Source organism: Phenylobacterium sp., from assembly GCF_036502675.1.
Lineage (GTDB): Bacteria > Pseudomonadota > Alphaproteobacteria > Caulobacterales > Caulobacteraceae > Phenylobacterium.
Window position 1 is genome coordinate 18,352 of sequence record NZ_DASXYF010000140.1, and the last position, 22,993, is coordinate 41,344.

The following is a 22,993-nucleotide window of genomic DNA, read 5'->3' on the forward strand; positions in this document are numbered from 1 at the left end:
GACGCTGCCTGAGACTGGACACTGGGGCCGCCCGGCCCCATCCTTTGCGGTCAAACAACCGTTCGAACCGCCGCCGAGGACCGGGCCCCGATGTTCATGCGTTTCTTCACCGAGCTGCGCCAAAACAAGGTGCCGGTGACGCTGAAAGAGTACCTGGCGCTCATGGAGGCGCTGGACAAGGCGGTCATCGACCGCACGGTCGACGACTTCTACTACCTCTCGCGCGCCGCCCTGGTGAAGGACGAGAAGAACCTCGACCGCTTCGACCAGGTGTTCAGCCATGTCTTCAAGGGTCTGGAGACGCTCGACCCCCAGGGCAATCCCGACATCCCGGCCGAGTGGCTGCGGATCATGAGCGAGAAGTTCCTCACCGAGGAAGAAAAGGCGCAGATCGAGGCCCTGGGCGGCTTCGACGCGCTGATGGAGCAGCTGGCCGAGCGCATCCGCGAGCAGAAGGAGCGCCACGAGGGCGGCTCCAAGATGATCGGGACCGGCGGCACGTCGCCCTTCGGCGCCAACGGCTACCACCCCGTGGGCGTGCGCATCGGCCAGGAGAAGGGCCGTCACGGCCGGGCGGTGAAGGTCTGGGACAAGCGCGAGTACAAGAACCTCGACGACTCCGTCGAGCTCGGCACCCGCAACATCAAGATCGCGCTGCGGCGCCTGCGCAAATGGGTCCGGGAGGGCGCCCAGGAAGAGCTCGACATGGATGGCACCATCCAGGGCACCGCCGAGAAGGGCTATCTCGACATCCACATGCGCCCCGAACGGCGCAACAAGATCAGCGTGCTGCTGTTCCTCGACATCGGCGGCTCGATGGACGCCCACATCAAGCTCTGCGAGGAGCTGTTCTCCGCTGCGCGCACCGAGTTCAAGAACATGGAGTTCTACTACTTCCACAACTGCCTCTACGAGTCGGTGTGGAAGGACAACCGCCGGCGGCACACGGAAAAGATCCCCACCTGGGACGTGCTCCACAAGTTCCCCGCGGACTACAAGATGATCTTCGTGGGCGACGCCACCATGAGCCCCTACGAGATCACCTACCCCGGCGGCTCGGTGGAGCACTGGAACGAGGAGGCCGGCGCCGTCTGGCTGGAGCGGGCCACCCGCATCTTCGAGCACGCCGTCTGGCTCAATCCCACCGCTGAGCGCCACTGGGACTACACGCCCTCGGTGGAGGTGATGCGCCAGATCATGGGCGACCGGATGTACCCGCTGACCATCGATGGCCTCGACAAGGCCATGCGCGAGCTCTCGCGCTGAGCCGGCGGCCGTCGCGGTGAGCGATCCGCAAGTCGAGCCCGCCCTGGACCACGAGGCCGGAGCCGCCACCAGGACCGCGGTGCTGTCCGCCGCCGAGCGCCTGTTCGCCCTGCACGGCTTCCAGACCGTCTCGGTGCGCGACATCACCGCCCAGGCGGGGGTCAACCTGGCGTCGGTGAACTACCACTTCGGGGGCAAGGACGCCCTGCTCTACGAGATCTTCCGCCGGCGCACCACGGAGCTGAACCGCGAGCGGGCGCGGATGCTGCACATGGCCAACGACCGCCACGCCGGCCGTCCGCCGGTGCGCGAGATCCTGGCCGCCCTGTTCGCCCCGCCGCTCCGCTGGGCCGCGCCCGGGCATGAGCGGCGCATCGCGCTGCAGTTCATCTTCCGCGCCCGCACCGAAGGCACCGCCCGGATGCGCGAGGCCCTGCAGCGCGACGTCTCGCACCTGGAGCGCTTCGCCGAGGCCCTGCTGCGCGCCCGGCCCGACCTGCCACCTGAGGACGTCTACTGGCGATTGCACTTCTGCCTGGGCGTGCTGCACAACAACCGCTTCGTCGAGTTCGACCGCCTGCGCATCCTCTCCGGCGGGCTCACCCGCGAGGACGAGACGGACGCCCTGCTCTCCCGGATGCTGGACTTCGCCGAGGCCGGCTTCGCGGCCTGAGCGGCGCGGTCAGCCGACCAGCGACCAGGCGAACTTCAGGTCCTGGACGAACAGCTCGAAAGCCTTGGCCTTGGCATCGGCGTCGGGCAGCCGCAGCAGGTAGGAGGGATGGTAGGTCACCACCCCCTGCGCCTGGTCGGACAGCTGCAGCGCCTGGCCGCGGGACTTGCCGATCGGGACCGGGCGGCCGAACGCCGCCTGGGCCGCTGTCGCCCCCAGGGCCACGATCACCCGCGGGCGGACGATGGCGCGCTCGTGGTCCAGCCACCAGCGGCAGGCGGCGACCTCGCCGGCGTCGGGGGTCTTGTGCAGCCGCCGCTTGCCGCGCAGTTCGTGCTTGAAGTGCTTGACCGCATTGGTGACGTAGGTCTCCCCGCGTGGCGCGCCGGCCGCCGCCAGCGCCTTGTCCAGCACCTGCCCCGCCGGCCCCACGAAGGGCCGCCCGGCCAGGTCCTCCCGGTCGCCCGGCTGCTCCCCCACCAGCATCAGCCGCGCCCCCGCCTGGCCCTCTCCCGGCACGCCTTGGGTGGCGTTGCGCCAGAGGTCGCAGCGGCGGCACGCATCCACGCCGGCCGCCACCTCCTCCAGGCTGGTAGGGCCGCCGTCCTCGTAGGACGCATCGCGGCTGTGGCGCAGGGCGGCGCGGACGGCGCGGCGGGAAGGTTCCGGAGCTGGGTGGCTGACCATGGCGGCGGTGCGGCTTTCGGCGCTTTCGACCGGTTCTGGAATGAGCCGGGGCGCCGGCAGGTTCCGCCGCACAGGGTCGAAGACCGAGGCGTAGTGGGCGCGCCAATAGTCCTCCAGGCTGTCGCCCGCCGGGGCGTCGGCCGGGTCGGCGCCCGGCGTGACGGCCAGCGCCTCGCCGTCCCAATGCAGGCAGACGTCCGGGGTCAGCAGCGAAAACCGCTTGCCGGCGAAGCGGCGCACGAAGAACGGCGCCGTGCGCTCCGCCACCCGGTGCGCCGGCTCGTACCAGGCGGCGAAGGTCTCCGGCTCCTCCACCCGGTGGAAGTCCACGAAGGCCTTCATCTTATGCGCCGCCCGATCGACCGCCTGGGCGAAGGCGCGCGCCTTCGCCACGTCCGGGTCGGCGGAGAGACGCAGCAGGTCCGGCTCCCGCCCCAGCCGCCACAGGATACGGTAGAGCAGCGCGAACCGCTCCGGCGAACGGTGCAGCGCCGCCGGCGCCGCCAGCTGCAGGAACCCCCGTGGCACGGTGAAGCTCACGTCGTCCCGCCCGCCGCCCGCCTGGGACGCGGACAGGCCGCCCGACCCGTCCACCGTCCAGATCGCCCCTTCCGGCGCGACCCCCGCCGCCCGCAGCGTTCGCGCCGCGGCGCGCCAGCCGGCGAAGTCGGTCTCGGAGGCCAGCCGCACCACCCGCATCAGAAGAAGTCCATGACCACCATGCGGCCGAGTTTAGTGTTCTTGTTTTGTTCTGTCCATGGATTCGCCTGGCCGTCTTTTTGCCGGCTCGGGGAACCCCGCCCCGGCGAGCGGGTTCCGCCGACGCATGACCCGGTTCACCATCCTCCACGAGACGCGCTACAGCTACCAGCGCCCGGTGCGGTTCGCGCCCCACAGGCTGCTGATCCGGCCGCGCGACAGCCACGCGATCCGGGTGACGGAGGCCTCGCTGGCGTTTTCCCCGTCGGGCGAGACGCGGTGGAGCTATGACGCCCTGGGCAACAGCGTCTGCTGGCTGACCCTGGAGGGCGCATCCGACCGGCTGTCCATCGTCAGCGAGCTGGTGATCGAGCGCTTTCCCACGCCGTTGTCGCCGCTGCGCATCGACGACCCGCAGACCGTGACGCCCATCGTCTACGACCCGGCCGACCGACCGGTGCTGGCGCCGTTCATCGAGCCGACCAGCGAGGACACGGACGGGCGGCTGCTGAAGTGGATCAAGAGCTGCATGGGCCGTCCCGACGAGCCGGCGCTGGACTTCCTGCTGCGCCTCAACGGCGCCATCCACGACGGCTTCGCCTACAGCGTCCGCTACGAGGAAGGCTGCCAGGAACCGGCCCACACCGTGGCGCTGCAGGCCGGGACCTGCCGCGACTTCGGCTGGCTGATGGTGGAGGCGCTGCGCCGGCTGGGCTTCGCCGCCCGCTTCGTCACCGGCTACCTGTATTCGCCCGCGGTCAGCCAGGTGCGCGGCGCCGGGGCCACCCACGCCTGGTGTGAGGTTTTCCTGCCCGACCTGGGCTGGATCGAGTTCGACCCCACCAACGGCCTGGCGGAATCCGCCGACCTGATCCCGGTGGCGGTCAGCCGCACGCCGGGGGAAGCCGCGCCGGTGCGCGGTGTGATATATGGCGACGGCGGCGACGCCCGCCTGGACGTCCACGTGGACGTCCGGCCGACCACGTTGATGGCGGCGGCCTGAAGGGAGGAATGACGGTGACCCAGCCGTTTCAGCAGCAACAGCTCGCCAGCCAGGTCTTCCTGCGCTCGGCGCCCAAGCCCCAGCACGGTCGTAAGACCGACCCGGAAGTGCTCCGCCTGACCAAGCAGCGCAGCTTCGAGCCGCGGCCGGCCCACTGAGGACGCGGGTTCCGCGGCTTCGCCGGAGCCGCTTGCGGCGCCAGGACTGTCCCGCTATGCCGGATGGACTGGCGGGCGCTGTCCCGGGATAGAGCACATGGCCGCGCTTCGAAGCGACAAGCGGGCGGCGGTCGCCAAGGACGCCATGATCCAGGCGGCCGAGCGGCTGTTCGGCGACTACGGGCTCGAGGCGGTGTCGCTTCGGCAGATCGTGTCGGCTGCCGGCTTTTCCAACAATTTCGCCGTCCAGTATCACTTCGGCGATAAGGCCGGGCTGGTGAGCGCGATCTTCCAGGTGCGGCTGGCCGAGCTCGAGCGGCTCCGCAGGCCGCTTCTGGAGGCCGCGACGCGGGCGGGCCTCGCCGACGACCCGCGCACCCTGGTGGAGATCATCTACCGGCCGATCGCCGGCCTGCGCGATCGAGACGGCCGCCGCGCCTACGCCGCCTTCCTGCTGGCGTTGCAGCAGAGCGCGGATGGCTACCGCATTCGCTCCGACATCGACGCCTTCGCGCCGGTGACGCGCATCGTCCTGGATCGGCTGATGGACGTCACCCCGCACGTGCCGGCGCCCCTGCTGGTGGACCGTCGGCTCGCCGCCTCGGCCCTGGTGTTGACCGGCCTGGTGCAGCGTGACCGCCAGGGCCGCAAGCTGGCGATCGACGACCAGCTCGTCCAGGACGCCCTCGACACCGCCACCGCCGTGATCACCGCTCCGGTCGCCGACAGCGTCAGGTCGGCGCTCGCCAGCCTCGATGGTTATTTTTAAATCGGCCATCCTGAGGCGCCGCGCCGCGGCTTGTCCATGGCCGGGGTTCGCCGCCGAAGCCTGCTTCCGCCGCCGCGTCGAACTCTGATACGACAGAGCGACCAGGCAGCAACTAGGGGCAGCCGCCGCGCGTCACGAGGACGCCCGCCGGCGTGACGCGATTGGACGGACGAGCAGAACCCGTCGAGGCGGCCGCGGGCCCGAGCCTCGCTGAGCGTGAGAGCGCCTATGAGGCGTTCGTCTGGGACAACCTGAAGCGGAACTACCTGGCCAACTTCCTGCACGGCGCCCTGGGCGCCACCGGCTGGCGGCTGGTGAACGCGCCGACATTCCTGCCGGCCTATCTCCACGCCGTCTCCGGCTCCAGCGCCATTGTCGGCCTGGGCCTCGCCCTGCAGCAGTTGGGCGGCGTGCTGACCCCGATCCTGGGCGCCTCCAAGGTGGAGCACAAGACCAGGCTGCTGCCCACGGCCATGTGGATGGGGGGGCTGGGGCGGCTCGCCATCCTGGGGATGGCGCTCTGCGGCTGGTGGTTGCGCGGCCAGGCGCTGGTGACCGGCCTGCTCGTGATGATGTTCTTCCTCGGCGTCTTCATGGGCATCCAGCGGGTGGTGTTCCAGGTCCTGATGGCCAAGGTCGTCCCGATCAGTCGCCGCGGCCGGCTGCAGGCCTGGCGCAGCGCCGCCGGCGGCCTGATCGCTGCCCTGATGGCCTACTGCGCCGGGAAGTACCTGATCGAGCCCGACCTTTTCGGCCACGGCTATCCGCTGACCTTCCTGCTGGCCTTCGTCGCCACCAGCCTGGGCATCAGCTTCTTCCGCATCCTGATCCGCGAGCCGGAGCCGCCCACGGTCGCGGCGCGCGCGCGGCTGCGCGAACGCCTGCGCGACTTCCCGCGCCTGCTGGCGGGCGACCGCAGCTTCATGCTGTTCCTGATCGTGCAGATGCTGGCCACCGCGGGCCGCATCGCCACGCCGTTCTACATCCTCTACGTGGGGCAGCTGATCCCGCTGAGCGGCGGGACGCTGGGACTGCTGTCCGTCGCCTTCCTGGGCGCCGACATGCTCTCGAACCTCGTCTGGGGCTACACCGGCGACAAGGCGGGCTTCCGCCGGGTGCTGCTGTTCTCCCTGGTGACCTGGATCGGCGCCACCGTGCTGCTGATGACCGTGCATGCGACACCCGCCATCGCCCTGGCCTTCTTCGGCCTGGGCGCCGCGCAATCCGGCTACCAGATGGCGGCCCAGACCATGGTGCTGGAGTTCGGGGTCCGCGACGACATCCCCATGCGCCTGGGGCTTTCCACCACGGCCGAGGCGATCATGGCCACCACGGGCCCGCTGGCGGGCGGGGTGATGGCCGACCACCTGGGTTTCCCGGCGGTGTTCGGCGCCTCCATCGCCTTCCTGGCGCTGGCGGTCCTGCTGCTGCCGGCCATGGGCGAACCGCGGCGCGCCAAGCCGGCCTAGACCCGCCGCGCCGCCTCGATCCGCGCCCTGGCCATCTCGATCGCGATCTCGTGGGCGGGCCTCGCCTCCGCCTGCGAACGGTCCAGCACCTGCTCCAGCGTGCGCATCAGCATGGCGACCTTGTCCCCCACCCAGGCGGGATCGAAGCCCTCCTCCCGCTCGAGCGCGCGGATCTCGCCGGCCACGTTGATGATCCCGCCGCCGTTGATCACGAAATCGGGGGCGTAGACGATCCCGCGGGCGAACACAGCCCGGCCGATCTCCGGGTCGGCGAGCTGGTTGTTGGCCCCGCCGGCGATCACCTTCGCGCGCAGCCTGGGCAGGGTCTCGGCGCTCACCGCCCCGCCAAGCGCGCAGGGGGCGAACACCTCGGCCTCCGCGTCGAAGATGGCGCCCGGCGCCACGACCTTCGCCCCGGTGCGGCGCGCCACCTCGTCCACAGCCTGTGCATGCACGTCGGTGACGATCAGCTTCGCCCCCGCCCGATGCAGCCGCTCGGCCAGCAGTCCGCCCACGTGGCCCACCCCCTGGATCGCCACCGTCACGCCGTCCAGCTTCCGTCCCAGGGCCCGGCGCACGCACAACTCGATGCCGCGGAACACGCCGTCGGCGGTCACCGGACTGGGGTCGCCCGACGCCGCCGGGTGGCCCTCCAGCCCCGCCACATGCCGGCTGAACCTGCGGGCGTGGATCAGGTCCGCCGGCGAGACGCCCACGTCCTCCGCCGCCCAGTAGCGGCCGCAAAGGTCCTCCACCGCCCGACCGAACGCCTCGAACAGCGCCGGCGTCTTCTGGGTGCGGGAGTCTCCGATGATCACCGCCTTGCCGCCGCCCAGGTCGATCCCGGCGATGGCGTTCTTGTAGGACATCGCCCGCGACAGGCGCAGCGCGTCCTCCAGCGCCGCCTCCGCGGTCGGATAGGCCCACATCCGGCAGCCCCCCGCCGCCGGTCCCAACGCGGTGGAATGCACCGCGATCAGGCACTTCAGCCCCGTCGCCGCATCATGGAAGGCGTGCACGCCCTCGTGGCCCTCGAAGGCGGGGGAATCGAACAGGGTCATTGGGCAGGCTCGAGGACAGGGGTGGAGGCGACGGTGGCGTTGGGTTGCGTGGCCGCGCCGGGAATGGTCGGCGGGTGCGAGGGCAGCGGCCCCTGCGGGTCGCGCAGGAAAGCCAGGATGTCTTCAATGACCGTCGCCCGCTGGTGGTCCCGGGTCAGCAGGTGCCAGCCCTGCGCATAGTAGGCCGACCGGTCGGCGGGCCTCAGCTTTCGGGCCGCGCGGAACGCCGCCTTCTTCGGGATGATCTCGTCGTTCGCGCCGTAGAGGTAGAGGGTGGGCACGCGCGTCCGCCCCGTGGCGTCATAGGCTCGCTCCATCATCCGCACCACCCCGTAGAGGGTGTCCGACCGCGAGCCCCAGATCATCAGCGGGTCGCGCCCCATGGCGACCAGTTCCTCATGGTTGTCCGTGGGATGGATGTGTTTGGCGAGCCAGTCCGGCGGGGTGTAGACTCTGGGCCCGGTGAACCGCGCGGCGAACCACAGCAGCGTCTTGTTGGGCAGCGGCTGGGTCGAGAAGCCCCACACGCCGGGCGACATCAGCACCAGCCGGTCGGCCGGCGGCGGCCGGTCCGACGCGAAGGTCTCGATCGCCACCGAGCCGCCCAGGCTCTCGCCCGCCACCGCCAGGATCGCGTGCGGATAGCGCATCCGCACCAGGCCCACGACGGTGCGCAGGTCCTCGTCCATCAGGTCGTCGCCGCCCCAGACCCCCCGCAGCGGCGAGCGGCCGAAGCCGCGCTGGTCGTAGGCGTAGGTGGTCACCCCCGCTTCCGCCCAGGCGGGGGCGGCCATGTGGAAGGCGTTGGCGTAGTCGTTCATCCCATGGACGGCGACCACCACCGCCCAGGGCTCTCCCTTGGCCTCCCAACGGCTGAGGCCCAGCCGCGCGCCGTCGAAGCTGACCACCGCATCCGCCTCGAGGCGCGGCCCCTGGAAGCCCAGCGGCGGCGCGCCCGCCTGCTGCACCACCAGCGGCGTGCAGGCGGTGAGCATCATGGCGGCGAGGATGACCAGAAGGCGCTGCATGGACCCTATGACGGCCGCGCCAGAATGCTTGCGGCGGCGCTGCGAAGATAGGGCGTCACCTCGGCCTCGAACCACGGGTTTCGCTTCAGCCAGGCGGTGTTGCGCCACGACGGATGCGGCAGGGGCAGTACCCCCGGCAGGCGCTCGCGCCAGGCCCGCACGGTCGCGGTCATCGAACCCTTGCCCAGCGCCCAGGCCTGGGCGTGGGCGCCCACCAGCAGCGTCAGCTCCACCTTCGGCAGGGCCGCCAGCAGCCGCGGCCGCCACAGCTCGGCGCACCGCTTCGGCGGCGGGAAGTCGCCGCCCCTGGGATCGGTCCCCGGAAAGCAGAAGGCCATCGCCGCCACCCCGATGGCCGGGTGGCCGTAGAAGGTCTCGCGGTCCATCCCCAGCCAGCCGCGCAGCCGGTCGCCGGACGGGTCGTCGAACGGCAGGCCGCTGTCGTGCACCCGCTGTCCCGGCGCCTGGCCGCAGATCAGCAACCGCGTCTCGGGCCTCACCCGCACCACCGGCCGCGGTTCGAGCGGCAGCTCGCCCGCGCAGGCGCGGCAGGCGCGGATGTCCGCCAGGACGCTCTCAAGGCTCATCCCCGCCATATAGGCGCGAGCCGTCAGGTTCCGAAAGCGGCCCGCTCCTGGGCGATCCAGCGGGCCAGCGACGGCCGCGCCAGCACCTTGTCCGCATAGGCCGCGGCCTTCGGATACAGCTTCGGGTCCAGTCGCCAGTCCAGGTGCATCAGGGTGCCGATCGGGCTGGCCACCGCCAGGTCCGCCAAGGTCAGCCGGTCCTCCACCAGCCAGCCGGACTCCGGGATCACCCGCTCCAGGTAATCGAGGATCGGCGGCAGCTCGTCCTGCTCCGCCGCCGCGGCCACGACCTCGTCCCCCGGCTTGCCGAGGAAGCGCGGCGAGATGAACCGGTTGAACATGATCTTCGCCCCGCAGGAGGTGAGGATGGTGTCGGCGTATTCCTCGAACCAGATGACCCGCGCCCGCGCCTTGGGCTCCAGCGGGATCAGGTTCGGTTCCGGCCGGATCGCGTCGAGGTAGGTGATGATCGCGGAGGAGTCGGAGATCATGAAATCCCCGTCCTGGAACGCCGGCATCTTGCCGAACGGGCTCGCCTCCCGGAACCCCGGCGGCGCGGCGCCGATCCCGGCCGCGACCACCTCCAGCTCGATGCCCTTCTCGTCCGCGAAGGCCAGCACCTTCCGGACGTATGGAGATCCAGAAGACCCAAACAGTTTCATGGCTTAACTCCAACTTCTTCAGCCTGTGGCAGCCGCAGTCGATAGACGCCCCGGAACGTCTCCGGATCGGCGGGCTTGTTGTGGCGCAATATGACCAGCCGCCCCTCCCGCGCCAGGCCTCTGGCGATCGCCCGGACCCGCGGCAGCTGCCGGCGCCACCCCTCCGGATCGGCTGCCCGCGCCACCTCCTCCGGCGACGCGGACTTGCCGGGCGGCAGGGCGGCGAGCATGTCGAGGAGGGTGGCTTCGAGGTTCACGTCAGGCCCATATGACCTTGATGCCATAGGGCGCCAAGGCACGATCGTGCGTCATCAGCGTCAGGTTCTCCACCTCGGCCTGCGCCACCAGCAACCGGTCGAACGGGTCACGATGGTGTGGCGGCAAGGCGCCCGCCCTCCAGGCGTGCTCCGCCCGGATCGGCAGGATCTCATGCCCAATCGTTCGCACGATGTCGGGGAAGTCGTCCGGCGCCGCCAACCGGCCCGCCGCACGCTTGATCGCAATTTCCCAGAGACTGGCGGCGCTCACGACGGTTGCTGTGACGAGGCTCCGGAAAGCCTCGGCCGCTTCCGTTCCCAGGCGTTCCGGCTCCGCGAAGCTCCACAACAGGACATGTGTGTCGAGCAGCACCCTCACCGGCCGAGGTCACCGTCGTCGTTCACGCTCTCCTCAAAAGCCGCGGCGATCTCGGCATCCGCCGCGTCGAAGTCTGGACCGATGACGATCTGGCCCCGAAGAGAGCCCATCCACGCAGGCAAGCCATCCGCCCGCCTTGTCGCCGCCGCCTTCGGATTGATCGGCGTCAACCGGACCGTAGGCTTCCCGTTCCGTGCGATGACCACCTCCTCGCCGGCCTCCGCCTGCTCGATGAGCTTGGAGAGGTGGGTCTTGGCGCGATGGATATTGGCGACGATCATGACTTAGCTAAGCTAAGCTAGATCTGGTCTTTTCGCAAGGCGCCCTCGCCGACCAATCGCGCGAGCGGGAGCGCCTGCACTGTCTCGGGTGTGATTTCCAACCGATGCAGGCGGCCGAGTATCTCCCGTTGCTCCGCCACATGGATGGCGCCCATCTCCGGCGCAGCGCGGAGACGCCGCTGGGCGATGAGTTCATCCACGACCGCCCAACCGTCCGCCGGGCGACGTTTCAGCTCAGCGCCGTGACGGCCGTCACCCGCCCTGCTTCATCGTCTCCCGGGCGATGATCACCTGCTGGACCTGGCTGGTGCCCTCGTAGATGCGGAAGATGCGCACGTCGCGATAACAGCGCTCGATGCCGTGGTCGGCGACGTAGCCAGCCCCGCCGAAGATCTGCACCGCCCGGTCGGCCACGCGGCCCACCATCTCCGAGCAATAGTATTTGGAGGCCGCCGCCTCCAGGATCACCGGCTCTCCGGCGTCGCGCTTGCGGGCGCTGTCGAGCAGCAGCGCCTTGGCGGCCATCGCCTCCGTCTTCGAGTCCGCGATCATGCCCTGAATCAGCTGGAAGCTCGCGATGGGCTGGCCGAACTGCCTGCGCTCCCGGGCGTAGGCCACGCTGTCGGCGATCAGCCGTTCCGCCATGCCGATGCACAGCGCGCCGACGTGCAGCCGGCCGCGGTCCAGCACCTGCATGGCCACCTTGAAGCCCTCGCCCTCGCCGCCCAGGCGGTTTTCCACCGGCACGCGGGCGTTCTCGAAGATGACGTCGTGGATGTGGGCGCCCTGCTGGCCCATCTTCTTCTCGGGCTTGCCGATCGTGATGCCGGGCGTGTTCCGCTCGACCAGGATCGCGCTGACGCCCGAGCCGCCCTTCTTCTCGGGATCGGTCCGCGCCATGACGGTGTAGAGGCCCGCCCGCGCGGCGTTGGTGATGTAGCGCTTCGTCCCGTTGAGCACGTAGTGGTCGCCGTCGCGGGTCGCCCGGGTCTGGACGGAGCCGGAATCGGAGCCGGCTTCAGGCTCGGTGAGACAGAAGGAGGTGACGATCTCGCCCGAGGCGACGCCCGGCAGGTACTTCTGTTTCTGCGCCTCGGTGCCGAACATGACGAGGCCCTGGCTGCCGATGCCGACATTGGTGCCGAAGGCCGAGCGGAAGGCGGGGCTGACGCGGCCCATCTCGATGATCGCCAGGCACTCGTCCTCCGAGGAGAGGTCGAGGCCGCCGTATTCTTCCGGGATCGTCAGGCCGAAGAGGCCCAGGGCCTTCATCTCCTCCAGCACCTCGTCGGGGATGCGGTCGTCCTCCGAGACCTTGGCCTCCAGCGGGCGCAGCCGCTCGGTGACGAACCGGCGCAGGGTGTCGAGCAGCTGTGTGCGGGTTTCGGCGTCGAGGGCCATTAGGGCGAAGTCTCCTGTGAGGCGGGCGGTTCGGGGCAGACGACCTCGTTGGTCGGCCGGGTCGCGAACCCGGAGAGGGTGAGGGAGCGCACCCCATAGGGCCAGTGCTCCCAACTGGCCAGCAGCGGCAGGACGGTGCAGACGCCAACGGCCTCGCCGGCCGCCGCGCCGTCCCGGCGCAGCGTCGCGCGGTAGTCGAAGGCCTGCGACAGGCCGCTGTCGATCTTCAGCAGGGTCCGCGCCCCCTCGACGCCGAGCGTCAGGGCGATGGTCCCGGGCGCGGGGCCGGCGTCGTCCTTCGCGGGCGATCGGGGCTTCGGCGGCTCGGCCTCGGAGGCGGCCGCCGGGACGGCGGACACCAGGGCGAGCACGCCGCCGGCCTGCAGCCGCACCACCACCCGCTCGCCGGAATGAAGCGACAGCGAGCGTCCGTCGACGGAGACGGCGGACTGCGCCGCCGGCGCGGGCGCGGCCGGCGCCAGGGCGGCCGCCAGGCAACCGGCGATCTGGGCCGCGCGCACCCCTCAGGCTCCCGGCGAGGCGGCGGCCGCCCGATCCGAAGTCCGCCCTTGCAACCTGCCATCTCCGCGAATAGGCCGTGCGTCCTGCCCAGCCGAAAATCGGCGGCAACCTAGGCGTCGAACCGGCGCAGGGCAAACCCGGCGGAGACTTGCATGGACGGCGGCGCGCCCGACGCGGACATCTGGACCCTGCGGCCGATCGCCGAGGGGCCCTGGGCCGGCTGGGCGCATTGGGCCAACGACCCGTTCGAAGCGCTCTCCGGTCCCTTCTACACCCGCAGGGACGCGGATGGCCGCGCGAGATGCGCCTTCCGTACCGAGCCCAGGCACATGAACGCCTCCGGCGGCCTGCACGGCGGCTGCGTGATGACCTTCGCCGACTTCTGCCTGTTCGTCATCGCCTACGACATCCTGCAGGGCTCGACCGCCGTCACCGCCTCCTTCACCGGCGACTTCCTGGGCGGGGTGGGCGTCGGCGCGTTGGTGGAATGCTCCGGCGAGGTGGTGAAGGCCGGCCGCTCCATGGTCTTCGTCCGCGGCATGATCACCTCGGCGGACGAGCCGGTGATGAGCTTCCAGGCGGTGATCAAGAAGACCGGGTCCCGCCCGGAGATCCGGACGCCGTCATGATCCTCTCCGTCCTCGACCTCTCCATCGTCTCCGGGCGCGACGCCCAGGCCCAGGCCCTGCGCGACACCCTCGAAGCCGCCAAGGCCGCCGAGCGCCTGGGCTACCATCGCTTCTGGGTCTCCGAGCACCACAACATCCCCGGCGTCGCCTCGCCGGGGCCGGAAGTGCTGATCGCGGCCCTGACCCAGGTGACGACCACCATCCGCCTGGGCTCGGGCGGAGTGATGCTGGTCAACCACTCGCCCCTGAAGGTCGCGGAGGTGTTCATGGCCCTGGAGGCCCTGGCTCCCGGCCGCATCGACCTCGGCCTCGGCCGGGCGCTGGGAACCGATCCCCGCACCGGCGCCGCCCTGCGCTCGGCCGGCTCCGAGGCCTTCCCCCACTATTTCGCCCTGCTCTGCGCCTGGCTGCTCGACGCCGCCGGCAAGGAGCCGATCGGCCCCGGCCATCCGCTGCATGACGTTCACGCCAGCCCGACCGGCCCCTCGCACCCGGACGTGTTCCTGCTCTGCTCCTCGGCGGACAGCGCCATCCTGGCCGGTCAGGCCGGTGTCGGCATGATCTATTCGGAGTTCATCGCCCAGCGCGAGGGCGGCGAGGCGGCGGCCGCCTACCGCAAGGCCTTCCGCCCCTCCCCTTTCCGCGAGACCCCCTGGACCGGGATCGCCGTGGCGGCGATCGCCGCCCCCACCGTCGAGGCGGCGAAGCGCCTCGACGCCCCGCGCCGCGCCTCCCAGCTCGCCACGGCGATGGGCCGACAGCGCCGGTTCCCCTCGGTCGAGGAGGCCGAGGACTTCCTCGCCGGCTTCCGGAACGATCCGCGCCTGGCGGCCGTCGAGACCCGCAGCATCGCCTCGGACCCCGCCACGGTCCGCGCCCGCCTGGCCGCCAAGGCCGCGGCCGCCGAGGCCGACGAAGTCTTCATCCTCGCCACCGGCCCCACCCTGGCCGACCGCATCCGCTCCCTGGAACTGATCAAGGCCGCCGACGGCTGATCTCGCGGAGGACGCGGATCGAGATCCTGCTCATCGCCCCCTACCCCGCCCGGTCTCCCAGCACCGTCAGCAGCGTCTCCTCCAGCGCCTCCGGCCCGTACGGCTTGGCCAGCGCCGGGACGCGGGCGTAGCCCTGCGCGATGCCGGCCAGGCCGTAGCCGGTGGAGAATATGTACGGCACGCCCTTGGCCGCCAGCCTGTCGGCCACCGGATAGACCTTCTCTCCCCCAAGGTTCACGTCGAGGATCGCCGCATCCAGCCGCCGGTCGGCCTCCTCGAGGGCGTCCAGCCCCTGGGCGACGCTGCCGGCCACCCCCACCACCTCGCAGCCCAGGCCCTTCAGCATCTCCTCCAGCATGATCGCCACCATCGCCTCGTCTTCAACGAGCAGCAGGCGGACACCCTGGAGCGGCGCGGTCATGCCGCCACGGAGAGCTTCGATGACAGCGGCAGGCGCAGGCGGCACCACAGGCCGTCCGGCAGGAAGGTCATCTGCGCCTCTCCCCCCAGCTCGCGGGTCAGCCCCTGCTCGATCAGCCGCGAGCCGAAGCCCCGCCGGCTCGGCACGCTGACCGGCGGCCCGCCGGACTCCCGCCAGTTGATGATGATGGCCCCGGGCTCGTCCATGCCCCAGTCGATCGCGATCCGGCCGCCGGCCTGCGACAGCGCCCCGTACTTGGTGGCGTTGGTGGCCAGTTCGTGGAACGCCATGTTCAGCGTCACCGCCGCCGTCGGGCCCAGGTTCACCGCGGGCCCGCCCAGCGTCACCTCCCCGGACTCGCCGTTCAGGGTGTGGACGGCCAGCGTCCGGTCGATCACGTCGGCCAGCGACGCCCCCTGCCAGGCCGCGTCGCTCAGCATCTCGTGCGCCCGGGCCAGCGCATAGATCCGCTCCAGGAAGGCGGCGCTGAACGCCAGCGGGTCGGGGGTGTGGCGCAGGGTCTGGGAGGCGATCGACTGCACGGTGGCCAGGGTGTTCTTCACCCGGTGGTTCAACTCGTCGAGCACCAGCCGCAGGTGCGCCTCGGCGTCCTTGCGCTCGGTGATGTCCAGCGAGACGCCCGCCAGCCGGGTCGCCACGCCGTTGTCGTAGGCCGCCCGCCCGCGCTCCAGGATCCAGCGCACCTGCCCGTCGGGACGCTGCACCCGATATTCCACCTCCAGGTCGGCGGCGCTGGCGACAGCGTGTTCGATCGCCTCCCGCCGCCGTCGCCGATCGTCGGGATGCACCCGGGCCGCCAGGTGGTCCTGGCTGGCGAACGGCTCGTGGGCCGCAACCCCCAGGATGGCCCGCAGGTGGTCGGAGGGCGTGAGCTCGCCGGTCGCCAGGTCCTGCTCCCAGCCGCCCAGGCGGGCGGCCTGCATCGCCAGCTCCAGGCGCAGCTCCGACTGGCGCAGCGCCGCCTGGCTGCGCGCCTCGGCGATCTCGACGCCCAGGCGCCGCTCGCGTTCGCCCGCCTCCCGGCGCTGGCGCGACAGCCGGATCGCTCCGTCGATCCGCGCCCGCAGCTCCCGGGCGCTGAACGGCTTGACCAGATAGTCGTCGGCGCCGGCCGCCAGCCCCTCCAGCCGCGCTTCCTCGCCCGCCCGCGCCGACAGCAGCACCACCAGCAGCCCCTCCAGCGCCGGGTCGGCGCGGAGCTCGGCCAGCAGCTCGAAGCCGTCGAGCTCCGGCATCATCACGTCGCTCAGCACCAGGTCCGGCGGCGGGCCGCGCCGCACGGCCTCCAGGGCGGCGCGGCCGTTCTCCACCGCCTCGACCACATAGCCGCCCGCTTCCAGAAGCCGCCTGACGTAGGCGCGCATGTCGGCGTTGTCGTCGGCCAGCACCACCCGCGGCGAGCCTGGCGCCGCGGCCAGCGCATCGTCCTTCCCGGCGGCGCGGCCGTCGTCGGGCAGCCAGCGCAGCGCCTCGGCCACGAAGGCGCCCGCCTGCACCGTGGTGGGGGCGAGCGGCGCGCTGGCCGTCACGTGGTCGCGCGGCAGGTGCGCCGTCCCGCGCGGGATCGTCACCCGGAAGGTCGACCCCTCCCCCAGCCGGCTCTCGACCGCCGCCGTTCCGCCGTGCAGCTTCGCCAGCTCGGCCACCAGCGCCAGGCCGATGCCGGTGCCCTCGTGGGTGCGGCCGCCCTGTCCCTCGATCCGGTGGAAGCGCTCGAACACCCGCGGCGCCTCCGCCTCGGGGATGCCCACCCCGGTGTCCGCCACCGTCAGCTCCACCGTGTCGCCCCGGGCGTGCAGGGCGACGGCGATCCGGCCCTGCAGCGTGAACTTGAAGGCGTTTGAGACCAGGTTGAGGACCACCTTCTCCCACATGTCGCGGTCCACATGGACCGGCTCCGGCAGCGGCGGGCAGTCGACGACCAGCGCCAGCCCCGCCCGTTCGCAGGCCGACCGGAAGGTGCTGGCCAGATCCGCGGTCACCGCGTCCAGCGCCGTGGGCTCGAACCGCGCCCGCGTCCGCCCCGCCTCGATGCGCGCGAAGTCCAGCAGCGAGTTCACCAGCTTGAGCAGCCGCAGCGCGTTGCGGTGCGCCACGTCCAGCCGCTCCCGCTGCGCCGGCGGCAGGCCGGCGGCGTCGTCCAGGGCGTCCTCGATCGGCCCCAGCATCAGGGTCAGCGGCGTGCGGAACTCGTGGCTGACGTTGGAGAAGAAGGCGGTCTTGGCATGGTCGAGCGCCGCCAGCATCTCGGCCCGCTCGCGCGCCTCTTCATAGGTCCTGGCGTTGGCCACGCCGGCGGCGACGGCGGCGCCCAGCAGGCCGAAGAAGTCCCGGTAGGCGTCGTTCAGCGGCAGGCGCGGGCTCGCCCCGGCCAGCAGAAGCGCCACCGGCGCGGCCGCGCCCGGGACGCGGATCGGAAACACCAGCGCCCGCCCCGGCGGCTCGTCGTAGGGGCCGCAACGGGCGGCCGCCTCCCAGGGGATATCGTCGAACTCGGCCGGGCGCTTCAACCGCGCCAGCGTCCCCATCCATGGCGAGCCCGGCTCGAAGGGCGGACCGGGCCCGGCGTCCCGCCCGCCGCCCAGGCCGGTGAACCCCGCCAGCCGCGGCGCCCCGGCCCCCGCGCTCAGGTCGTAGATCAGCACGAACGGCAGATCGAAAGCGTGGTCCGCGAACACCTCCACCGCCCGGGCGAACACCTCGCCGGTGGTGCGCGCGTCCCCCAGCCGGGCGTTCAGGTCGCGCAGCAGGCGCGTCCGGCGCTCGGCCAGCATGCTGGGCGTGGTCTCCGTCACCGGGTGGAACAGGCCGCCGATCCCCCCGCTCTCGTCGCGGATCGGGCTGATCGAGAAGGTGAAGAAGGTCTCTTCCAGGTAGCCGTTGCGGAACAGGAACATCCGCTGGTTCTCGAGGTAGGAGGTCTTCCCCGCCAGGGCGTCGTCGAAGGGCTGGCCGATCGCCGGCCACGCCGAGGCCCAGGTCTTGGTGTAGGCCTCGCCGAGCGCGATCGGATGGGCCGCGCCGCACACCACCCGATAGCCGTCGTTGTAGATCTGGCTGTGCTCCGGACCCCAGATGATGTTGATCGGAAAATTCGAAGCCAGGCAGAGACTTACGGTGGTCTTCAGGCTCTGCGGCCAGGCCTCGATAGGCCCCAGCGGCGTATTCGACCAGTCGGTGGACCCGATCAGCAGCGCCATCTCGCCGCCGCCCGAGAGAAAGGCGGGAGCCCCGGGCGATGATTTCCTCGTCTCAGTTTCCATGACCTCACGCCGGCGCCAGCGGCGAAGCCATCGCCTTGGGATCCCGCCCGAAGAAGGAGGCTAACATTCGTGAATCTTAATGCACAGTTGCATCCCGCCACAATGTTACGGTTAGTTGTATTGCTCGCGCACGCCGCGCAACGGCTTGCGGTCGCCGGACCGAGTCGCTGAATCCAGCCTAAGGCGTAACCGTGGGTAGAGCGAGCTTCTTCGGCGTCCGGGCTGTGCGGCCCCGAAGTGCGGAGCGCGTCAGTGCGCGCCGTGGTCCATCGCCGGCCCCGTTCCGCCCGCGGGCGCGATCGAGCGGGCCTCGAGGTGGGTGACCGCATAGACCGCCCGCCACCCCTTCCGGTCCCTCGACGAGACCACCCGCCAGGGCGCCTGCCTGGCCGGCAGCGGCTGGCCGTCCACCCGGTCGGCCAGGATCACGCTGTCGCCGTGGAAGTCGCGGTCGACCTCGGCCAGGGAATACACCGCCTGGAAGCCGTCGGCCCCCTCCGCCACCAGATAGGCCTTCAGCGGGTCGCCATGCAGCCGCGCCCCCATCGGCAGGCCGCCGGCCCGCAGCACCGCCGTCAGCGAGGCGCCCTCGTAGCGGTGCGACTTGCCGTCCTCGACCAGCTCCGCCTCGCCCCGCGGCAGGACGGCGATCTCGGCGGCCGTCAGGCTCCTGGCCGTGCCGTCCAGCCCACGCACGGTGAGCGTCTGGGCCCAGGCCTGGGCCTGCGCAGCGCCCGCCAGCGCCAGCGCCGCCGCAAACACCGCCGTCCGCCTCACAGCGCCGCCCCCGGCCGGCTGCGCATCGCCGCCGCCCAGCGGCCCAGGTTCACAAGCGATTCCGGCGGCCGCAGCTTGATCATGCGGGCGAAATCGATGCCGACGAAGGCTACGATATCGGCGATGGTCAGCCGTCCTGCGCCCAGCCACTCGCTCTCCTCCAGCCGCCTGTCCAGCAGCGCCAGGGCCGCCAGCCCGGCGTCGCGGTTGAACGTCGCCACCGCCGGGACTTGGCTCTCCAGCACCGCCAGCGCCCGGTGGCTGTGGCGCACTCCCAGCATCAGCGGCACGGCCACCATCATCTCCGCCCGCCGGGTCCACATCTCGATGACCGCCGCCTCCTGCGGCGTGCGGCCGAACAGGTTCGGCTCCGGATAGCGGCTCTCCAGGTAACGGCAGATCGCCAGCGACTCGGTGATCGTCGTCCCGTCGTCCATCTCCAGCGCCGGCACGTTGGGCAGGCCGGCGCGGGCCAGGTAGTCCGGCGTCTTGTGCGCGCCCGCCATGATGTCGAGGGTGACGATCTCCATGTCCTCGATCCCCTTCTCCACCATGACCCACCGCACCCGGCGGGGGTTGGGCGCGCCCGGCGTGTCGTAGAGCTTCATCTTCGCCTCCTGCGGCCTCACAGGCCGAACAGCGCCCCCGGCAGCGCTCCCACCACCGAGGCGGTGAGGCAGGTGGCCAGGAAACCGGCCATCATCGCCTTCCACACCATGCCCATGATCTCGCCCCGGCGCTCCGGCGCCAGCACCGAATAGCCGGCGACGTTGATTCCCACCGAGGCCACGTTGGCGAAGCCGCAGAGCGCATAGGTCAGGATCACCCGCGTCCTGGGCTCGATCGCCCCTATCGGCGTCGCCCCCAGGCGGATGAAGGCTGTGAACTCGGTCAGCACCAGCTTCACCCCCAGCAGCGAGCCGGCGAAGGGCGCGTCATGCCGGGCGATCCCCATCGACCAGGCGAGCGGCGCGAACGCCAGCCCCAGGCCCCGCTCCACCGACAGCGGCGCCCCGCCCACCGGCGGGAACAGGCCCAGCGCCCCGTTGACCATCGCCACCAGCGCCACGAAGACGATCAGGGTGGCGGCCACGTTCAGCACGATCTGCAGCCCGTCGGACGTGCCCCTGATCAGCGCGTCCACCGAGCTGTCGTAGGTCTTGGTCTCGGAGAGGTCGAGCGTCTCGGGCCGCTCGCTCTCCGGATCCCGCGGCACCAGGATGCGGGCCAGCAGCACGCCCGCCGGCGCCGAGATGATCGAGGCGGTCAGTACGTGCGCCGCCGCGTTGGGCAGCACGTCCTTCAGGATCGTCGCATAGGCCACCATGGTCGAGCCGGAGACGCAGGCCATGCCCACGGCGATCAGCATGAACAGCTCCGAACGCGACAGGCCGGCCAGGTAGCTGCGGATGAAGATCGGCCCCTCCACCTGGCCCATGAACACCGTGGCCGCCGTCGCCAGCGCCGGCGCGCCGCGCAGGCCCATGGTCTTTTCGAAAATGAATCCGAAGGCTTGCGTCACCCACTTCAGGATGCGCCAGTGCCACAGCAGGGCCGAGGCCGCGCAGACCACCAGGATCACCGGCAGCACCCGGAAGGCGAAGATGAACAGCGAGCCCGGGTCGCTGAGCGGATAGGGCTGGCGGGGTGTCCCGGCCAGGAAGCCGAACACGAACGCCACCCCCGCCTGGGTGCTGCTCGCCAGCCCGTCCACCGCCCCGCCGACGCCGGCCAGCCCCGCCTGCAGCGCCGGCACGCCGAACAGCGCCAGCACCAGCAGCGCCTGGATCGCCACCGCCCCGATCGCCAGCTTCCAGGGAAACCGCCGCCGGTTCTCCGACAGCGCCCAGCAGAGGCCGATCACCAGCGCCACGCCCGCCAGGCTCTGCGCGTTCTCCGGTCGGAACATCTCGCCACGGCCCCCGCCCGGGCCGCGGGCGAAGGCCGGCGGGCCGAAATATCGATTGAGTAGCAAGCCGTCGCGCCGCGCAAGGCGGGCTTTCGGCGGCCGCGCCTCCCGCCCGCAAAACGACTTCCGTTACGCGGAGTTAACCCGGTTGGAAGGCTTATGGACCTATGCCGGGCGATCGGAGTTTCGGATGTCCCTGGCCCTGGCCACCCTCGTGCACGAATGGCGGCGCTATCTGGCGGCGGTGATCGCGCTGGCCTTCTCGGGCCTGCTGGTCCTGGCGCAGGTGGGGATGTTCACCGGCATCGTGCACGCGGTCACCGCCACCATCGACCGCTCGCGGGCCCAGATCGTCATCATGCCGCCCAAGCGCGAGAGCCTGGTGGAGAACGGCCCCGCCGCCCTGCCGGCCCGCATCGCCCCGCAGATCTACCTCAACCCCGAGGTCGCCGAGGTGGCGAGCTTCGACGGCGCCGGCGCGCCCTGGCTCAACATCCCCGGTCCCGGCGGCAAGCAGGTGGCCCTCAACGTCGCCATGCGCGCGGTGGACCCGCGCCTGGGCGCCGTCACCCTGCCCGTCGACTACGGCGAGTCTGTCCGGGTGGCGCTGATGGAGCCCTACGCCGTCGCCGTCGACCGCACGGCGCTGGGCCGCCTGGGCGCCAGGCTCGGCGACCGCGCCCTGCTCGCCGGCCGCACGGTCCGCGTCGCGGCCCTGCTCGACGGCTACGCCGACATCAACCAGGTCAGCGTGGTGATGTCGCGCGACACCATGCGGATGCTGGGGGTCGGCGTGCGCAACGAAACCACCGGCCCCCTGCTGGTGGCGCTGAAGGATCCCTCGCGGACCCTGGCGGTACGCGACCAGCTCAACGCGGTGTCCCGGGGCGCCTACCGCGCCTGGACCCGCCAGGATCTGGCCCGCGCCAACGAGGGCGCCATGATCAAGCATCAGGTCATCGGCCTGATGCTGGGCTTCTCCCTGTTCCTCTCCTTGCTGATCGGCGTCGGCGTCACCTCCCAGACCCTGCGCGGCGCCATCCTGTCCAACGTGCGCGAATTCGCCAGTCTGCGCGCCCTGGGCGTGCCGCTGAAGGCGCTGCGGCTGATCGTGCTGGAACTGTCCCTGTGGGTGGGCGTCGCGGGCCTGGCGCTCGCGGCGGGCTTCACCTTCCTGGTCGCCCAGGCCGGCGCGCTGAGCGGCCTGCCCATGAGCTTCCCGGTCCCCTGGGTCGCCTGCGTGGCCGTCCTCCTGCTGCTGATCGCGCTCGGGTCCGGCATGATGTCGATGGGCGTGCTGCGGAAAGCCCAGCCGGCGGATCTGCTGCGTTGACCGCCGTCCCCGCCATCGTCGCCACCGGCCTGGTCAAGCGCTTCAAGGCCGGCCGCGCCCAGGTGGCGGTGCTGAAGGGCGTCGACTTCGAGGCGCGCCACGGCGACGTGACCATGGTCATGGGCCCCTCCGGTTCCGGCAAGTCGACGCTGGTGGCCGCCCTCTCCGGCCTGCTGAAGCCCGACGCCGGCCAGGTGACGGCCCTGGGCCAGAACCTCTGGAGCCGGTCGGCCGAGGAGCTCGACCGCTTCCGCCTCGCCCACTGCGGCTTCATCTTCCAGGGCTTCAACCTGTTCCCGGCGCTCACCGCCCTGGAGCAGGTGGCGGTGATCCTGCGCCACACGGGCCTTTCCGCCCGCGACGCCCGCGCCCGCGCCGAGGCCGCCCTCGACGACGTGGGCCTCACGCCGCGCCTGCACCAGCGCCCGGCCGAGCTGTCCGGCGGCGAGAAGCAGCGCGTCGCCATCGCCCGGGCGATGGCCAAGGCCCCCGACCTGGTCTTCGCCGACGAGCCCACCAGCGCGCTGGACGGCGAGAGCGGCCAGGTGGTCGCCTATCTGTTGCAACGCGCGGCCAAGGACCGCGGCGCGGCGGTAGTCTGCGTCACCCACGATCCGCGGCTGGAAGACTACGCCGACCGCATCATCCGCCTCGAGGACGGCCGGATCCGCGAGGACCGCCGCATAGGGCCCGCCCCCGTCCTCGTCCGCCATCCGCGCGCCGCGCGCTCCGGAGCCTGAGCC

26 protein-coding genes are annotated in these 22,993 nt (G+C 71.4%); 10 read left to right on the forward strand and 16 right to left on the reverse strand.

Going from position 1 to position 22,993, the window contains the following annotated elements; genetic code table 11:
• Nucleotides 1-90 precede the first annotated feature (90 nt).
• Nucleotides 91-1,266 carry a VWA domain-containing protein gene (locus tag VGL30_RS17965; RefSeq protein WP_331541396.1) on the forward strand — a complete coding sequence of 392 codons (1,176 nt, stop codon included), beginning with the start codon at nucleotides 91-93 and terminating at the stop codon, nucleotides 1,264-1,266.
• A 16-nt stretch (nucleotides 1,267-1,282) separates the two neighbouring features.
• A complete protein-coding gene (locus VGL30_RS17970) occupies nucleotides 1,283-1,939 on the forward strand; it encodes a TetR/AcrR family transcriptional regulator (RefSeq protein WP_331541397.1) in 657 nt (218 codons plus the stop codon).
• Nucleotides 1,940-1,948: 9 nt separating this feature from the next.
• On the opposite strand, the gene VGL30_RS17975 is transcribed toward VGL30_RS17970, so the two are convergent.
• A complete protein-coding gene (locus tag VGL30_RS17975) occupies nucleotides 1,949-3,325 on the reverse strand; it encodes a UdgX family uracil-DNA binding protein (protein ID WP_331541398.1) in 1,377 nt (458 codons plus the stop codon).
• A gap of 127 nt (nucleotides 3,326-3,452) precedes the next feature.
• On the opposite strand from VGL30_RS17975, the gene VGL30_RS17980 reads away from it, so the two are divergent.
• From VGL30_RS17980 to VGL30_RS17995, 4 genes are all read left to right on the forward strand, one after another.
• Nucleotides 3,453-4,328 carry a transglutaminase family protein gene (locus VGL30_RS17980; protein WP_331541399.1) on the forward strand — a complete coding sequence of 292 codons (876 nt, stop codon included), beginning with the start codon at nucleotides 3,453-3,455 and terminating at the stop codon, nucleotides 4,326-4,328.
• A gap of 14 nt (nucleotides 4,329-4,342) precedes the next feature.
• A complete protein-coding gene (locus VGL30_RS17985) occupies nucleotides 4,343-4,486 on the forward strand; it encodes a hypothetical protein (RefSeq protein WP_331541400.1) in 144 nt (47 codons plus the stop codon).
• Between the two features lie 97 nt (nucleotides 4,487-4,583).
• Nucleotides 4,584-5,255: a TetR family transcriptional regulator gene (locus VGL30_RS17990; protein WP_331541401.1), complete on the forward strand. Its 672-nt coding sequence runs from the start codon at nucleotides 4,584-4,586 to the stop codon at nucleotides 5,253-5,255.
• Nucleotides 5,256-5,407: 152 nt separating this feature from the next.
• Complete coding sequence (locus VGL30_RS17995; RefSeq protein WP_331541402.1) at nucleotides 5,408-6,724, forward strand: MFS transporter; 1,317 nt, start codon at nucleotides 5,408-5,410, stop codon at nucleotides 6,722-6,724.
• Here the strand turns inward: VGL30_RS17995 and VGL30_RS18000 are convergent.
• Genes VGL30_RS18000 through VGL30_RS18045 form a run of 10 tightly spaced genes read right to left on the reverse strand, consistent with a single transcriptional unit; the run spans nucleotide 6,721 to nucleotide 12,901 of the window.
• Entirely contained in the window at nucleotides 6,721-7,785 is a 1,065-nt protein-coding gene (locus tag VGL30_RS18000) for a Leu/Phe/Val dehydrogenase (RefSeq protein ID WP_331541403.1), read from the reverse strand. The two genes, VGL30_RS17995 and VGL30_RS18000, sit on opposite strands and share 4 nt — an antisense overlap.
• A complete protein-coding gene (locus VGL30_RS18005; protein WP_331541404.1) occupies nucleotides 7,782-8,813 on the reverse strand; it encodes an alpha/beta fold hydrolase in 1,032 nt (343 codons plus the stop codon). Before VGL30_RS18005 ends, VGL30_RS18000 begins: the two co-directional genes overlap by 4 nt.
• 5 nt (nucleotides 8,814-8,818) lie before the next feature.
• On the reverse strand, nucleotides 8,819-9,400 hold the full coding sequence (locus VGL30_RS18010; protein ID WP_331541405.1) for a uracil-DNA glycosylase family protein: 582 nt from the start codon (nucleotides 9,398-9,400) through the stop codon (nucleotides 8,819-8,821).
• A 23-nt stretch (nucleotides 9,401-9,423) separates the two neighbouring features.
• On the reverse strand, nucleotides 9,424-10,062 hold the full coding sequence (locus VGL30_RS18015; RefSeq protein WP_331541406.1) for a glutathione S-transferase family protein: 639 nt from the start codon (nucleotides 10,060-10,062) through the stop codon (nucleotides 9,424-9,426).
• Nucleotides 10,059-10,319: a DUF3253 domain-containing protein gene (locus VGL30_RS18020; RefSeq protein WP_331541407.1), complete on the reverse strand. Its 261-nt coding sequence runs from the start codon at nucleotides 10,317-10,319 to the stop codon at nucleotides 10,059-10,061. Before VGL30_RS18020 ends, VGL30_RS18015 begins: the two co-directional genes overlap by 4 nt.
• Before the next feature lies 1 nt (nucleotide 10,320).
• The gene (locus tag VGL30_RS18025) at nucleotides 10,321-10,692 is read right to left on the reverse strand and encodes a type II toxin-antitoxin system VapC family toxin (protein ID WP_331541408.1); all 372 of its coding nucleotides are present in this window, start codon (nucleotides 10,690-10,692) and stop codon (nucleotides 10,321-10,323) included.
• 2 nt (nucleotides 10,693-10,694) lie between these two features.
• Complete coding sequence (locus tag VGL30_RS18030) at nucleotides 10,695-10,979, reverse strand: type II toxin-antitoxin system prevent-host-death family antitoxin (protein ID WP_331541409.1); 285 nt, start codon at nucleotides 10,977-10,979, stop codon at nucleotides 10,695-10,697.
• A 17-nt stretch (nucleotides 10,980-10,996) separates the two neighbouring features.
• The gene (locus tag VGL30_RS18035) at nucleotides 10,997-11,179 is read right to left on the reverse strand and encodes a hypothetical protein (RefSeq protein ID WP_331541410.1); all 183 of its coding nucleotides are present in this window, start codon (nucleotides 11,177-11,179) and stop codon (nucleotides 10,997-10,999) included.
• A 52-nt stretch (nucleotides 11,180-11,231) separates the two neighbouring features.
• Nucleotides 11,232-12,380: an acyl-CoA dehydrogenase family protein gene (locus tag VGL30_RS18040; protein WP_331541411.1), complete on the reverse strand. Its 1,149-nt coding sequence runs from the start codon at nucleotides 12,378-12,380 to the stop codon at nucleotides 11,232-11,234.
• Nucleotides 12,380-12,901, reverse strand: a complete 522-nt coding sequence (locus tag VGL30_RS18045) for a hypothetical protein (RefSeq protein WP_331541412.1) — start codon at nucleotides 12,899-12,901, stop codon at nucleotides 12,380-12,382. Before VGL30_RS18045 ends, VGL30_RS18040 begins: the two co-directional genes overlap by 1 nt.
• A gap of 153 nt (nucleotides 12,902-13,054) precedes the next feature.
• On the opposite strand from VGL30_RS18045, the gene VGL30_RS18050 reads away from it, so the two are divergent.
• The gene (locus VGL30_RS18050) at nucleotides 13,055-13,531 is read left to right on the forward strand and encodes a PaaI family thioesterase (protein WP_331541413.1); all 477 of its coding nucleotides are present in this window, start codon (nucleotides 13,055-13,057) and stop codon (nucleotides 13,529-13,531) included.
• Complete coding sequence (locus tag VGL30_RS18055; RefSeq protein ID WP_331541414.1) at nucleotides 13,528-14,526, forward strand: MsnO8 family LLM class oxidoreductase; 999 nt, start codon at nucleotides 13,528-13,530, stop codon at nucleotides 14,524-14,526. Before VGL30_RS18050 ends, VGL30_RS18055 begins: the two co-directional genes overlap by 4 nt.
• A 40-nt stretch (nucleotides 14,527-14,566) precedes the next feature.
• Here the strand turns inward: VGL30_RS18055 and VGL30_RS18060 are convergent, their stop codons facing one another.
• The 5 genes from VGL30_RS18060 to VGL30_RS18080 form a co-directional block, all read right to left on the reverse strand.
• Nucleotides 14,567-14,947, reverse strand: coding sequence for a response regulator (locus tag VGL30_RS18060; protein WP_331541415.1), 381 nt, complete (start codon nucleotides 14,945-14,947; stop codon nucleotides 14,567-14,569).
• A complete protein-coding gene (locus VGL30_RS18065; protein ID WP_331541416.1) occupies nucleotides 14,944-18,168 on the reverse strand; it encodes an ATP-binding protein in 3,225 nt (1,074 codons plus the stop codon). The genes VGL30_RS18060 and VGL30_RS18065 overlap by 4 nt, the downstream gene beginning before the upstream one ends.
• A 312-nt stretch (nucleotides 18,169-18,480) precedes the next feature.
• Nucleotides 18,481-19,008: a hypothetical protein gene (locus VGL30_RS18070; protein ID WP_331541417.1), complete on the reverse strand. Its 528-nt coding sequence runs from the start codon at nucleotides 19,006-19,008 to the stop codon at nucleotides 18,481-18,483.
• A complete protein-coding gene (locus tag VGL30_RS18075; protein ID WP_331541418.1) occupies nucleotides 19,005-19,616 on the reverse strand; it encodes a glutathione S-transferase family protein in 612 nt (203 codons plus the stop codon). Before VGL30_RS18075 ends, VGL30_RS18070 begins: the two co-directional genes overlap by 4 nt.
• A gap of 17 nt (nucleotides 19,617-19,633) precedes the next feature.
• Nucleotides 19,634-20,917, reverse strand: a complete 1,284-nt coding sequence (locus VGL30_RS18080; RefSeq protein WP_331541431.1) for a NupC/NupG family nucleoside CNT transporter — start codon at nucleotides 20,915-20,917, stop codon at nucleotides 19,634-19,636.
• Nucleotides 20,918-21,107: 190 nt separating this feature from the next.
• Here VGL30_RS18080 and VGL30_RS18085 point away from each other — a divergent pair, with 190 nt between their 5' ends.
• Both VGL30_RS18085 and VGL30_RS18090 read left to right on the forward strand, forming a co-directional pair.
• Entirely contained in the window at nucleotides 21,108-22,250 is a 1,143-nt protein-coding gene (locus VGL30_RS18085) for an ABC transporter permease (RefSeq protein ID WP_331541419.1), read from the forward strand.
• Nucleotides 22,247-22,990, forward strand: a complete 744-nt coding sequence (locus tag VGL30_RS18090) for an ABC transporter ATP-binding protein (RefSeq protein WP_331541420.1) — start codon at nucleotides 22,247-22,249, stop codon at nucleotides 22,988-22,990. Before VGL30_RS18085 ends, VGL30_RS18090 begins: the two co-directional genes overlap by 4 nt.
• Nucleotides 22,991-22,993 lie beyond the last annotated feature (3 nt).

Excerpts from the sequence above, each read along its gene's own strand:
- VGL30_RS18050 (WP_331541413.1), top strand. The coding sequence starts at position 13,055 with ATGGACGGCGGCGCGCCCGACGCGGACATCTGGACCCTGCGGCCGATC.
- VGL30_RS18015 (WP_331541406.1), bottom strand. The coding sequence starts at position 10,062 with ATGAAACTGTTTGGGTCTTCTGGATCTCCATACGTCCGGAAGGTGCTG.
- VGL30_RS18040 (WP_331541411.1), bottom strand. The coding sequence starts at position 12,380 with ATGGCCCTCGACGCCGAAACCCGCACACAGCTGCTCGACACCCTGCGC.
- VGL30_RS17990 (WP_331541401.1), top strand. The coding sequence starts at position 4,584 with ATGGCCGCGCTTCGAAGCGACAAGCGGGCGGCGGTCGCCAAGGACGCC.
- VGL30_RS18085 (WP_331541419.1), top strand. The coding sequence starts at position 21,108 with ATGTCCCTGGCCCTGGCCACCCTCGTGCACGAATGGCGGCGCTATCTG.
- VGL30_RS18000 (WP_331541403.1), bottom strand. The coding sequence starts at position 7,785 with ATGACCCTGTTCGATTCCCCCGCCTTCGAGGGCCACGAGGGCGTGCAC.
- VGL30_RS17965 (WP_331541396.1), top strand. The coding sequence starts at position 91 with ATGTTCATGCGTTTCTTCACCGAGCTGCGCCAAAACAAGGTGCCGGTG.
- VGL30_RS17980 (WP_331541399.1), top strand. The coding sequence starts at position 3,453 with ATGACCCGGTTCACCATCCTCCACGAGACGCGCTACAGCTACCAGCGC.
- VGL30_RS18010 (WP_331541405.1), bottom strand. The coding sequence starts at position 9,400 with ATGAGCCTTGAGAGCGTCCTGGCGGACATCCGCGCCTGCCGCGCCTGC.
- VGL30_RS18055 (WP_331541414.1), top strand. The coding sequence starts at position 13,528 with ATGATCCTCTCCGTCCTCGACCTCTCCATCGTCTCCGGGCGCGACGCC.
- VGL30_RS18030 (WP_331541409.1), bottom strand. The coding sequence starts at position 10,979 with ATGATCGTCGCCAATATCCATCGCGCCAAGACCCACCTCTCCAAGCTC.
- VGL30_RS17975 (WP_331541398.1), bottom strand. The coding sequence starts at position 3,325 with ATGCGGGTGGTGCGGCTGGCCTCCGAGACCGACTTCGCCGGCTGGCGC.
- VGL30_RS18060 (WP_331541415.1), bottom strand. The coding sequence starts at position 14,947 with ATGACCGCGCCGCTCCAGGGTGTCCGCCTGCTGCTCGTTGAAGACGAG.
- VGL30_RS18065 (WP_331541416.1), bottom strand. The coding sequence starts at position 18,168 with ATGGCGCTGCTGATCGGGTCCACCGACTGGTCGAATACGCCGCTGGGG.
- VGL30_RS18005 (WP_331541404.1), bottom strand. The coding sequence starts at position 8,813 with ATGCAGCGCCTTCTGGTCATCCTCGCCGCCATGATGCTCACCGCCTGC.
- VGL30_RS18075 (WP_331541418.1), bottom strand. The coding sequence starts at position 19,616 with ATGAAGCTCTACGACACGCCGGGCGCGCCCAACCCCCGCCGGGTGCGG.
- VGL30_RS18080 (WP_331541431.1), bottom strand. The coding sequence starts at position 20,917 with ATGTTCCGACCGGAGAACGCGCAGAGCCTGGCGGGCGTGGCGCTGGTG.